Origin of the sequence: Shigella sp. FJ200513 (genome assembly GCF_040495915.1) — a bacterium.
Taxonomy (GTDB): Bacteria; Pseudomonadota; Gammaproteobacteria; order Enterobacterales; family Enterobacteriaceae; genus ECMA0423.
Map to the genome: position 1 here is coordinate 49,261 of NZ_JBDYCV010000011.1, position 11,315 is coordinate 60,575.

The 11,315-nt window shown below is 50.8% G+C and carries 12 protein-coding genes; 6 read left to right on the forward strand and 6 right to left on the reverse strand.

The window, feature by feature from the left end:
- Nucleotides 1-36: 36 nt before the first annotated feature.
- Complete coding sequence (gene gcd, locus ABZJ92_RS04280; protein ID WP_005053495.1) at nucleotides 37-2,427, reverse strand: quinoprotein glucose dehydrogenase; 2,391 nt, start codon at nucleotides 2,425-2,427, stop codon at nucleotides 37-39.
- 205 nt (nucleotides 2,428-2,632) lie between these two features.
- Here gcd and hpt point away from each other — a divergent pair, with 205 nt between their 5' ends.
- On the forward strand, nucleotides 2,633-3,169 hold the full coding sequence (gene hpt, locus ABZJ92_RS04285; RefSeq protein WP_000683335.1) for a hypoxanthine phosphoribosyltransferase: 537 nt from the start codon (nucleotides 2,633-2,635) through the stop codon (nucleotides 3,167-3,169).
- Between the two features lie 40 nt (nucleotides 3,170-3,209).
- Here hpt and can read toward each other — a convergent pair whose 3' ends face one another.
- The gene (can, locus tag ABZJ92_RS04290; RefSeq protein ID WP_000651599.1) at nucleotides 3,210-3,872 is read right to left on the reverse strand and encodes a carbonate dehydratase; all 663 of its coding nucleotides are present in this window, start codon (nucleotides 3,870-3,872) and stop codon (nucleotides 3,210-3,212) included.
- A 108-nt stretch (nucleotides 3,873-3,980) separates the two neighbouring features.
- Here can and ABZJ92_RS04295 point away from each other — a divergent pair, with 108 nt between their 5' ends.
- The 4 genes from ABZJ92_RS04295 (at nucleotide 3,981) to ABZJ92_RS04310 (ending at nucleotide 7,512) form a co-directional block, all read left to right on the forward strand.
- Nucleotides 3,981-4,907: an ABC transporter ATP-binding protein gene (locus tag ABZJ92_RS04295; protein ID WP_000150612.1), complete on the forward strand. Its 927-nt coding sequence runs from the start codon at nucleotides 3,981-3,983 to the stop codon at nucleotides 4,905-4,907.
- The gene (locus ABZJ92_RS04300; RefSeq protein ID WP_000972203.1) at nucleotides 4,904-5,674 is read left to right on the forward strand and encodes an ABC transporter permease; all 771 of its coding nucleotides are present in this window, start codon (nucleotides 4,904-4,906) and stop codon (nucleotides 5,672-5,674) included. The genes ABZJ92_RS04295 and ABZJ92_RS04300 overlap by 4 nt, the downstream gene beginning before the upstream one ends.
- Nucleotides 5,675-5,778: 104 nt before the next feature.
- Nucleotides 5,779-6,219, forward strand: a complete 441-nt coding sequence (locus ABZJ92_RS04305; RefSeq protein WP_000901986.1) for a PTS sugar transporter subunit IIA — start codon at nucleotides 5,779-5,781, stop codon at nucleotides 6,217-6,219.
- A 63-nt stretch (nucleotides 6,220-6,282) separates the two neighbouring features.
- On the forward strand, nucleotides 6,283-7,512 hold the full coding sequence (locus ABZJ92_RS04310; protein WP_000277944.1) for a polysaccharide deacetylase family protein: 1,230 nt from the start codon (nucleotides 6,283-6,285) through the stop codon (nucleotides 7,510-7,512).
- 3 nt (nucleotides 7,513-7,515) lie between these two features.
- Here the strand turns inward: ABZJ92_RS04310 and panD are convergent, their stop codons facing one another.
- On the reverse strand, nucleotides 7,516-7,896 hold the full coding sequence (panD, locus tag ABZJ92_RS04315) for an aspartate 1-decarboxylase (protein ID WP_000621515.1): 381 nt from the start codon (nucleotides 7,894-7,896) through the stop codon (nucleotides 7,516-7,518).
- 273 nt (nucleotides 7,897-8,169) lie between these two features.
- Between panD and rpnC the strand changes: the two genes are divergently transcribed.
- Nucleotides 8,170-9,072 carry a recombination-promoting nuclease RpnC gene (rpnC, locus tag ABZJ92_RS04320; protein WP_000339937.1) on the forward strand — a complete coding sequence of 301 codons (903 nt, stop codon included), beginning with the start codon at nucleotides 8,170-8,172 and terminating at the stop codon, nucleotides 9,070-9,072.
- 73 nt (nucleotides 9,073-9,145) lie between these two features.
- Here rpnC and panC read toward each other — a convergent pair whose 3' ends face one another.
- From panC to ABZJ92_RS04335, 3 genes are all read right to left on the reverse strand, one after another.
- The gene (gene panC, locus ABZJ92_RS04325) at nucleotides 9,146-9,997 is read right to left on the reverse strand and encodes a pantoate--beta-alanine ligase (RefSeq protein WP_000905404.1); all 852 of its coding nucleotides are present in this window, start codon (nucleotides 9,995-9,997) and stop codon (nucleotides 9,146-9,148) included.
- Between the two features lie 11 nt (nucleotides 9,998-10,008).
- Nucleotides 10,009-10,803 carry a 3-methyl-2-oxobutanoate hydroxymethyltransferase gene (gene panB / locus ABZJ92_RS04330; protein WP_000805476.1) on the reverse strand — a complete coding sequence of 265 codons (795 nt, stop codon included), beginning with the start codon at nucleotides 10,801-10,803 and terminating at the stop codon, nucleotides 10,009-10,011.
- Between the two features lie 112 nt (nucleotides 10,804-10,915).
- On the reverse strand, nucleotides 10,916-11,315 hold a 400-nt coding region (locus ABZJ92_RS04335), incomplete at its 5' end, for a fimbrial protein (RefSeq protein WP_250543916.1).

Sequence of the window (11,315 nt, forward strand, 5' to 3'; positions counted from 1 at the left end):
TTCGGAAATATGCCCGGATCTCTCCGGGCATTATGGTTATTTCACATCATCCGGCAGGGCATAAGCCACAATATAGTCGCCCATCTTCGTACCAAATGAACCGTGACCGCCTGCGGAGATCACCACGTACTGCTTGCCATTCACTTCATAGGTCATCGGTGTTGCCTGACCACCCGCCGGTAAACGACCCTGCCACAGTTTTTCACCGTTGCTCATGTTGTAAGCGCGCAGGTAGTTATCTGCCGTAGCGGCGATAAACAGCACGTTACCCGCCGTGGAGATTGGCCCGCCCAGCATCGGCATACCCATATTGAACGGCACCGGAACCGGCATCGGGAACGGCATACTGTCCTGCGGCGTACCAATACGTTTCTTCCACACCACTTCATTAGTTTTCAGATCCAGCGCCGAGATATAACCCCATGCTGGCTGTTTACATGGCAGACCAAATGGTGAGAGGAACGGGTTGAGCGTGACACCATACGGTACACCGTACTGTGGCTGAATGCCGGATTCCGTACCCGTGCCTTTGGCATCTTTCGGCTGCTCCATCGGGTTGCCAGGACCACGCGGGAGCAGTTTCGAAACAAACGGCAGTGCCATTGGGTTGGCAATTGCCACTTCACGATTTGGATCAACGGAAATCCCGCCCCATTCGAACATCCCCAGGTTACCCGGGAAGACCAGCGTACCCTGTTCAGATGGCGGCGTGAAAATGCCTTCATAGCGCATCTGGTGGAACATCACGCGGCACACCAGTTGGTCAAACATGGTGGCTCCCCACATATCCGCACCGCTCAAATCTTTCGTCGGACGGAAGCTCAGTTCCGAGAATGGTTGAGTAGGGGTAACGTAATCGCCTTTGGCAGCACCTTGGGGAACCGGTTTTTCCGGGGCCGGAACCACCAGTTCGCCATTACGACGATCGAGCACAAAAATGTTACCGGTTTTCGCCGGAGCGTAAATAATCGGCACTTTCTGACCATTAACGGTGATGTCCGCCAGCGTCGGCTGTGCCGGAAGATCCATGTCCCACAGGTCGTGGTGAACGGTCTGGTAGCTCCACGCCAGTTTCCCGGTAGTGGCATTCAGCGCCAGAATCGAGCTGGCATAACGTTCCTGTTCCGGTGTGCGGTTACCGCCCCAGATATCCGGCGTGGTCACGCCCATCGGCAGATAGACCAGATCCAGCTTCGCGTCATAGGCCGCTGGTGCCCACGAGTTTGGTGAGTTAAAGGTAAAGGTGTGTTCGTCTGACGGGATTGCGTTCGGATCTTTCGCGCCCGGATCAAAAGCCCACAGCAGCTCCCCGGTGTTGACATCAAAACCACGGATCACGCCAGACGTTTCGCGGGTTGAGAAGTTATCGGTGACTGAACCGGCCATCACGATGGTTTTATCGGTGATAATTGGCGGAGAAGTCGGCTCATACAGACCCGGTTTGGTGTCTGGCATATTGCTTTGCAGATTGAGCACGCCTTTATTGGCGAAGGTTTCGCACAGTTTGCCGTTTTCAGCGTTAATCGCAATCAGGCGACCATCATTCACTGGAAGAATGATACGACGCGGGCAATCCGCCATCACTTCCGGCGAAGCCGTTTCTGCTTTGGCTTCATGATAAGAGACGCCACGGCAGGTTACGTGCTGGAAAGACTCGTTGGTTTTCAGCTCAGGATCGTAATGCCATTTCTCTTTGCCGCTGGCGGCATCAAGCGCAAACAGGCGCTGGTGAGCGGTACACAGGTAAAGGGTATCGCCCACTTTAATCGGCGTCACTTCATTGGTGATTTCACCCGGATCGTTCGGCTGCTTCACATCGCCAGTACGGAACACCCAGGCTTCTTTCAGCTTGTGGACGTTATCGGCGTGAATTTGCTTCAGTGGTGAAAAGCGTTGACCTTCCTGATTGCGGCCATACGCAGGCCAGTCCTGATCGGCAACGGGGGAGATAGCTTCGGCAGGTGTGGCATCGGCGCTTAAGGTGCCGTTGATCTCCTGCGGATCGTTAAATCCGGCCCAGGTCAGGATACCACCGCTAATCAGCAGTGCGACCACCAGTGCGGCAACTGCGCCGCTGGCAGGAATGACCAGGCGACGCCAGACAAACGGCAGGATCAGCCAGATGCCGAAGAAGACCAGAATATCGCTGCGCGGAGTCAGCGCCCAGAAGTCGAAACCAACTTCCCAGACGCCCCAAATCATGGTGCCGAGCAGCAGGGCTGCGTATAGCCAAAGCGCGGCGCGTTTACTGCGCCACAGCATCCAGGCGACGCCGAGCATCACAAGGCCAGCGATAGGGTAGTACCAGGAGCCGCCAATCGCGACCAGCCAGCCTCCGCCAATGAGTAGATACAGCCCGCAAAGCGCTGCAAAAAGGGCTGTTAGCGTGACGAGTAATCGTCGCGAGGCTGTATTGTTAATTGCCATAAAGAGACACCATTTCAATTCATTAATATTTTAGTAGCAATTAATTATAGGTTTTAACATGTGTGACCGTCATCACAATTCGAGCTTTATTAACAGATTCCGCGAATGAATAGTTTTACTGGTATACTGCGCGTCTTGCGCTTTGTTGCGGTGCCAAAACCTGCCCGTGCGAAGTGATTTGTTTTTAAATCATATGGTTAGAGATATGAAACATACTGTAGAAGTAATGATCCCCGAAGCGGAGATTAAAGCGCGTATCGCCGAACTGGGTCGTCAGATTACTGAGCGTTACAAAGACAGCGGCAGCGATATGGTGCTGGTGGGTCTGCTGCGTGGCTCATTTATGTTTATGGCGGACCTGTGCCGTGAAGTTCAGGTATCTCATGAAGTCGACTTTATGACCGCCTCCAGCTACGGTAGCGGCATGTCCACCACCCGTGATGTGAAAATCCTCAAAGATCTGGATGAAGATATCCGTGGCAAGGACGTGCTGATTGTTGAAGATATCATCGACTCGGGGAATACACTGTCGAAAGTGCGTGAGATCTTAAGCCTGCGCGAACCGAAGTCGTTGGCGATTTGTACGCTGCTGGATAAACCGTCCCGTCGTGAAGTGAACGTCCCGGTTGAATTTATCGGTTTCTCGATCCCGGATGAGTTTGTGGTGGGTTACGGCATTGATTACGCACAGCGTTACCGTCATCTGCCGTATATTGGCAAAGTGATTCTGCTGGACGAGTAAGTGTGAAGTTGCCGGATGTGTTGCATCCGGCATGGCATTTTTATTTGTGGTTGGCGTGTTTCAGCTTGAGGTTGGAAATCCCGTGACGGTAACGTTGCTCAAGGGTTTCGCGGTTGGTGGCGGTAACATCCAGATCACGCAGCAAGCCGTCGTGAATGCCGTAGGCCCAGCCGTGAATGGTAACTTTCTGCCCGCGTTTCCACGCTGATTGCATAATGGTGGAGTGGCCCAGGTTATACACCTGTTCCATGACGTTCAGTTCACACAAGGTATCCAGACGGCGCTCTTGCGGCATTTCGCCGAGCAATGAGCTATGTTTGAACCAGATATCGCGGATATGCAGCAGCCAGTTGTTGATAAGCCCCAGTTCCGGGTTTTCAACGGCGGCTTGTACGCCGCCGCAACCGTAGTGGCCACAGATAATAATGTGTTCAACTTCGAGTACATCCACTGCATACTGAACCACGGAAAGGCAGTTCAGGTCGGTGTGAATGACTAGGTTAGCAACATTACGGTGAACAAAGAGTTCGCCCGGCTCAAGACCGGTTAAACGTTCTGCAGGAACGCGACTGTCGGAACATCCAATCCATAGAAAGCGCGGTTTTTGCGCTTGTGCCAGTTTCTCAAAAAACCCGGGATCCTCTTCCACCAGCATTTTTGACCATAGTGCATTGTTGCTGATGAGTGTATCTATGTCTTTCATGGAGGTTAACGACCTGTAACCAAATAATTACGTTTGGCTAATATAGGGCAACTCCGGGACGATTTAAACCACAGATAAAGTGTAAGAACGTAAGGTAAGTAAAAATTTATGACCATTGCACTGGAACTTCAACAGCTTAAAAAAAACTATCCAGGCGGCGTTCAGGCGCTTCGTGGAATAGATTTGCAGGTCGAAGCGGGTGATTTTTATGCGCTTCTCGGGCCGAACGGGGCCGGGAAATCGACCACTATCGGTATTATCAGCTCTCTGGTAAATAAAACCTCCGGGCGGGTCAGCGTATTTGGTTACGATCTCGAGAAAGATGTCGTGAACGCTAAACGTCAGTTGGGACTGGTGCCGCAGGAATTTAACTTCAACCCGTTTGAAACCGTGCAGCAAATTGTGGTGAATCAGGCAGGGTACTACGGTGTGGAGCGCAAAGAGGCGTACATCCGCAGCGAAAAATATCTTAAGCAGCTCGATTTATGGGGAAAACGCAACGAACGTGCGCGTATGTTATCTGGCGGGATGAAGCGCCGTTTAATGATTGCCCGTGCGTTAATGCATGAACCTAAACTACTGATTCTCGACGAACCGACCGCAGGCGTGGATATTGAACTTCGCCGCTCAATGTGGGGCTTTTTGAAGGATTTAAACGACAAAGGCACCACCATCATTCTTACCACACACTACCTGGAAGAAGCAGAAATGCTGTGCCGCAATATCGGCATTATTCAACATGGTGAGCTGGTGGAAAATACCTCGATGAAGGCGCTGCTGGCGAAGCTGAAATCGGAAACCTTTATTCTCGATCTCGCACCGAAAAGTCCGTTACCGAAGCTCGATGGCTATCAGTATCGACTGGTCGATACCGCGACGCTGGAAGTTGAAGTGCTACGTGAGCAGGGGATCAACAGCGTATTTACGCAGTTAAGTGAGCAGGGCATTCAGGTATTAAGTATGCGTAACAAAGCTAACCGTCTGGAAGAGCTGTTTGTTTCACTGGTTAATGAAAAACAAGGAGATCGCGCATGATGCATCTTTACTGGGTGGCGCTAAAAAGCATCTGGGCGAAAGAGATCCATCGCTTTATGCGTATCTGGGTGCAGACGCTGGTGCCGCCAGTCATCACCATGACCCTTTACTTTATTATCTTCGGTAACCTGATAGGTTCGCGTATTGGCGATATGCATGGCTTCAGCTATATGCAGTTCATCGTACCGGGGCTGATCATGATGTCGGTGATCACCAACGCCTACGCTAACGTCGCGTCATCATTTTTTGGTGCCAAGTTCCAGCGTAATATTGAAGAGCTGCTGGTAGCGCCGGTTCCGACTCACGTCATTATTGCCGGATATGTCGGCGGTGGCGTGGCGCGTGGTCTGTTTGTTGGCATTCTTGTGACGGCAATTTCACTGTTTTTTGTGCCGTTTCAGGTGCATTCGTGGGTATTCGTTGCCTTAACCCTGGTGCTCACGGCGGTGCTATTCTCCCTTGCGGGTTTGCTGAACGGCGTGTTTGCCAAAACGTTCGATGACATCAGCCTGGTGCCAACCTTTGTGTTAACGCCACTCACGTATTTGGGCGGGGTCTTTTACTCACTGACTTTGTTGCCGCCGTTCTGGCAAGGGCTGTCGCACCTGAACCCAATCGTTTATATGATCAGTGGTTTCCGCTACGGCTTCCTCGGTATAAATGATGTGCCGCTGGTCACTACCTTTGGCGTACTGGTGGTCTTTATTGTGGCGTTTTATTTGATCTGTTGGTCGCTGATCCAACGTGGACGTGGTTTGCGTAGCTAAGGCTATTTCCTCTCCTCTGGATTCGGGGGAGAGGAGTTTTGACGGCTATCACCCTTTATCAACAATGGTCAGGGTAGGCTGATTTTCGGCTAAGGAGGAAGGCGATGTTAGGTTGGGTAATTACCTGTCACGATGACCGGGCGCAAGAGATACTGGATGCGCTGGAGAAAAAACATGGGGCACTTCTTCAGTGCCGGGCCGTGAATTTCTGGCGCGGATTAAGCTCTAATATGCTCAGCCGCATGATGTGCGATGCTCTGCATGAAGCGGACTCTGGTGAGGGTGTCATCTTCTTAACCGATATAGCCGGAGCGCCACCGTATCGCGTGGCTTCATTATTAAGCCACAAACACTCCCGTTGCGAAGTGATTTCTGGTGTCACGTTACCGTTAATTGAACAGATGATGGCTTGCCGTGAAACCATGACCAGTTCAGAGTTTCGTGAGTGTATTGTCGAACTGGGTGGGCCGGAGGTGAGTAGTCTTTGGCACCAACAACAAAAAAATCCGCCTTTCGTCCTCAAACATAATTTGTATGAGTATTAACCCGCGATTCTGATGGCGCTTTTGCTACAATAAAAGCGTTGTTTCACCCTCGGTTATTTTTTCATGTATAAACAAGCTGTTATTCTCCTGCTGATGCTGTTTACCGCAAGTGTCAGTGCCGCGTTACCTGCCCGTTATATGCAAACCATCGAAAATGCTGCGGTCTGGGCGCAAATTAGTGACAAGATGGTGACCGTGGGGAATATTCGGGCCGGACAAATCATTGCCGTGGAGCCCACTGCCGCAAGTTATTACGCATTTAATTTTGGCTTTGGTAAAGGGTTTATCGATAAAGGGCATCTCGAGCCAGTTCAGGGACGACAAAAAGTTGAAGACGGTTTGGGTGACCTCAACAAGCCGCTGAGTAATCAGAACTTAATTACCTGGAAAGATACGCCGGTCTACAACGCGCCGAGTGTGGGCAGTGCGCCATTTGGGGTACTGGCGGACAATTTGCGCTACCCGATTTTGCATAAACTGAAAGACAGGTTAAATCAAACCTGGTATCAGATCCGTATTGGCGATCGACTGGCCTATATCAGCGCGCTGGATGCCCAACCCGATAATGGCCTGCCGGTGCTAACTTATCACCATATTCTGCGCGACGAAGAAAACACCCGTTTTCGCCATACTTCGACGACCACCTCGGTACGCGCTTTCAATAACCAAATGGCCTGGCTGCGCGACAGGGGATACGCGACACTGAGCATGGCTCAGCTGGAAGGTTACGTGAAGAATACGATCAATCTCCCTGCGCGAGCGGTGGTGATTACCTTTGATGATGGCCTCAAGTCGGTGAGCCGCTATGCGTATCCTGTGTTGAAACAATATGGCATGAAGGCGACGGTGTTTATTGTTACCTCACGCATCAAACGTCACCCGCAGAAGTGGAACCCAAAATCGCTGCAATTTATGAGCGTTTCTGAGCTTAACGAAATTCGCGATGTTTTTGATTTCCAGTCACATACCCATTTTTTGCATCGGGTAGATGGTTATCGCCGACCCATATTACTGAGCCGTAGTGAGCACAATATTCTGTTTGATTTTGCACGTTCACGCCGCGCTCTGGCGCAATTTAATCCACATGTCTGGTATCTTTCGTATCCGTTTGGCGGCTTTAATGACAAAGCCGTGAAGGCAGCAAACGATGCCGGATTTCACCTGGCGGTGACAACCATGAAAGGCAAAGTAAAACCGGGGGATAATCCGTTGTTACTAAAACGACTTTATATCTTAAGAACGGATTCGCTGGAGAAGATGTCGCGGCTGGTGAGTAACCAGCCGCAGGGATAACAATCAAGCAACCTGTACCGGAATCGCTTTCGCGGTACGTTTCATTTCATTGTCGCCTTCAAAATAGGCGACATTGGGTCGCCAGGTGCGAGCTTCTTCATCTGGCATGGTAACGAAGCTGGCGATGATGACAATATCGCCGACGCTGGCGCAGTGGGCCGCCGCACCGTTAACAGAAATAATTCTCGAACCGCGTTCTGCCGCGATGGCATAAGTGGAGAAACGCTTGCCGTTGGTGACATTCCAGATATCGATGGCTTCGTTTTCGAGAATACCGGCTGCGTCAAGAAAATCCTGGTCAATGGCGCAAGAACCTTCATAGTGCAGGTCCGCATGAGTCACTTTCACGCGGTGGAGTTTGCCCTGCAGCATCGTGCGAATCATAACTTCTACCTTTCTACCCTGTCGTTAACGAAGCAGGCGGTGCCTGCTTTGAGGAAATTCTCACGCAGTATTGCCCGATTTTTGATGAGTGTCTACTCATCTGATGGCATTTGCGTCAGCAGTTTGCGTACCGCGCCGAAGCGTGCCATGTAACGCCTGTAACGAATTGATATTTTTATGAACGCTGCTCGGTAAACAATAAAGAGGTGGCTGACGATAGCACGCCTTGACTGGATACTGCCTTCACGCAAGGCCACACGGAAGACAGGGAAGATGGATGCACCGAGTACCACACCGCATGACGCGGTATTTAAACAATTTTTAATGCATGCGGAGACGGCTCGCGACTTTCTGGAGATACATTTGCCAGTGGAATTACGCGAACTTTGTGATCTCAACACGCTTCATTTAGAGTCGGGGAGTTTCATTGAAGAGTGCCTGAAAGGTCACAGCACGGACGTGCTCTATTCCATGCAAATGCAGGGCAATCCCGGTTATCTGCATGTTGTGATTGAACACCAAAGCAAGCCGGATAAGAAAATGGCCTTTCGCATGATGCGTTATTCTATTGCTGCCATGCACCGGCATCTGGAGGCTGGCCACGATAAGCTGCCGCTGGTGGTGCCGATACTGTTTTATCAGGGCGAGGCCACACCTTATCCGCTCTCAATGTGCTGGTTTGATATGTTTTACTCGCCGGAGCTGGCGCGACGCGTCTATAACAGTCCTTTCCCGCTGGTGGATATCACCATCACACCGGATGACGAAATCATGCAACATCGGCGGATTGCGATTCTCGAACTACTGCAAAAACATATTCGCCAGCGCGACTTAATGTTATTGCTGGAGCAACTGGTCACGCTGATTGACGAAGGGTACACTAGCGGAAGTCAGTTAGTTGCCATGCAAAACTATATGCTGCAACGCGGTCATACTGAACAAGCGGATTTGTTTTATGGTGTGCTGAGAGACAGGGAAACGGGAGGGAAGTCTATGATGACGCTGGCGCAGTGGTTTGAAGAGAAAGGGATTGAGAAGGGGATTCAGCAGGGAAGACAGGAGGAAAGGCAAGAATTCGCCCTGCGTCTTCTAAGTAAAGGAATGTCTCGGGAAGACGTTGCAGAGATGGCAAATTTACCTCTTGCTGAGATTGATAAGGTAATTAACCTTATTTAAGTTACCTGTGTTATGACAGATGACGTGGGGTAAATTAATAACTGGCGCCATCAGCCGTAGCGCCAGTTAAGTATTACGCCAGCTCGACCATTTTGTTGTCGATCAGGCGAGCATCGCCAAGCCAGGCGGCTACCAGAATTACTGCCCGTTTGCTGGTTTCAGAAACTTCCAGCAATGTGTCGGCATCGCGAATCTGAATATCATCGGCGCGGAAGCCTTTTTCATTCAGTTCTTGCCCCGCAATGGTAATAATTTCATCGAGATCCCGTTCCCCAGCCTGCAATTTGTCAGCAATCGAACTTAAAACTTTGTACAGACCAGGCGCAATTTTGCGTTGTTCCGCCGTCAGATAACCGTTACGGGAACTTAGCGCCAGACCGTCTTTGGCGCGCATAATTGGCACACCGACAATCTCAATATCGAAGCCCATATCGGCAACCATTTTGCGGATCAACGCCAGTTGCTGAAAATCTTTTTCACCGAAGCAGGCGATGTCCGGCTGGACCAGGTTGAACAGCTTGCTGACAATAGTCGAAACGCCGCGAAAATGTCCCGGACGGCTGGCACCTTCCAGCATGGTCGAAAGGCCAGGAACGTCAACGTAAGTGTGGGTTTCAGTACCGTTCGGGTAGATCTCTTTTACCGAAGGGGCGAAAACTAAATCCACTTTACGTTTGTTTAGCTTCTCGCAGTCCTCCTGCAAGGTCCGTGGATAACGTGCCAGATCTTCCGGGCGGTCGAACTGCATCGGGTTAACGAAAATACTGACGACGACCACATCGGCGCGGGCTTTGGCTTCGTCGACCAGCTTCATATGGCCATTGTGCAGATTACCCATAGTAGGCACCAGCGCCACGCGCTTGCCTTCCATACGCAGGCGGCGAATTTGCTGACGCAGCAGCGGCAGGGTTTCGATAATTAACACAACGTGACTCCTTAATGGAAACTGTGTTCTTCGCCCGGATAAACGCCGGACTCCACTTCAGCCATATACTGCCGCACAGCCGCGCGGATGTCGCCCGTTTCGGCGAGGAAATTTTTAGCGAATTTAGGAATGTGACCGCCGGTAATACCAAAGGCGTCGTGCATCACGAGGATTTGCCCGTCAGTGACGTTGCCTGCACCAATACCAATAACCGGGATCGCCAGTGCTTCGGTAATACGTTTTGCCAGCTCAACCGGCACGCATTCCAGCACCAGCAGCTGTGCCCCCGCGGCTTCTAAGGCTAATGCATCGCTGAGTAGTCGATCGCTCGCTTCATTGCCGCGCCCCTGTACTTTGTAGCCACCGAAAATATTCACTGACTGTGGGGTTAAACCTAAGTGACCACATACAGGAACGGCACGTTCGGTCAGCATTTTTACGGTTTCGACCAGCCACTCACCGCCCTCAATTTTGACCATATTGGCACCGGCACGCATAACCGTTGCGGCGTTTTCAAAGGCTTGTTCCGGCGTGGCATACGCCATAAACGGCAGGTCAGCCAATAGCAGGCAGTTTGGTGCGCCGCGACGTACGGCGGCAGTGTGGTAGGCGATATCAGCAACGGTTACTGGCAGAGTGGAATCGTGGCCCTGAACGGTCATGCCCAGCGAGTCGCCTACCAGCATGACGTTAAGCCCTTCATCAGCAAATAGTTTCGCGAAGCTGTAGTCGTAAGCGGTGATGGTCGCGAAACGCTTTTTATCCTGCTTATATTTCTGAAGTGAAGCAATGGTGGTCGGTTTCATAACGTATCCTGATAAATGATGTCGTGTTGCCTGGCATTTTATCAGTCACATTGGTGGGGGCAATGATTTATCAATTACCGCACCGCCAGATGATGGCGGTGCGGTGGACTTATTAAGGGTAGGTTACCTGGAAAGTACTGGTGGCTTTAAACTCACCAGCTTCTATTGGTATAGTTCCATCCTGTTGTAGCGTGGCCTGGAAATGGAGAGGGTATGTTATACCTGTATCTTGATCCGGGTAAACTCCTCCTGTTGTATCGTCTTTGCCTCTCGGGTCGTAATCTTTATAAACAGAATTTGAATCATTAGGTTTCAATGTCATTAGAGGATTTTTACTAGTTGCTAAACCTTCTATGAGTACACCGACTCCTTTTGCTGCATCATTACCTGTGAGAGTATTACCAAGGAGTTGCCCGTTTTCAGTACCAACCTTTGTTGGGTAATGCTGCCAACTTACTGATTTAGTGTATGATGGTGATTTTAAGGTGCTTGCGTGGCTTCCATTTCCATCA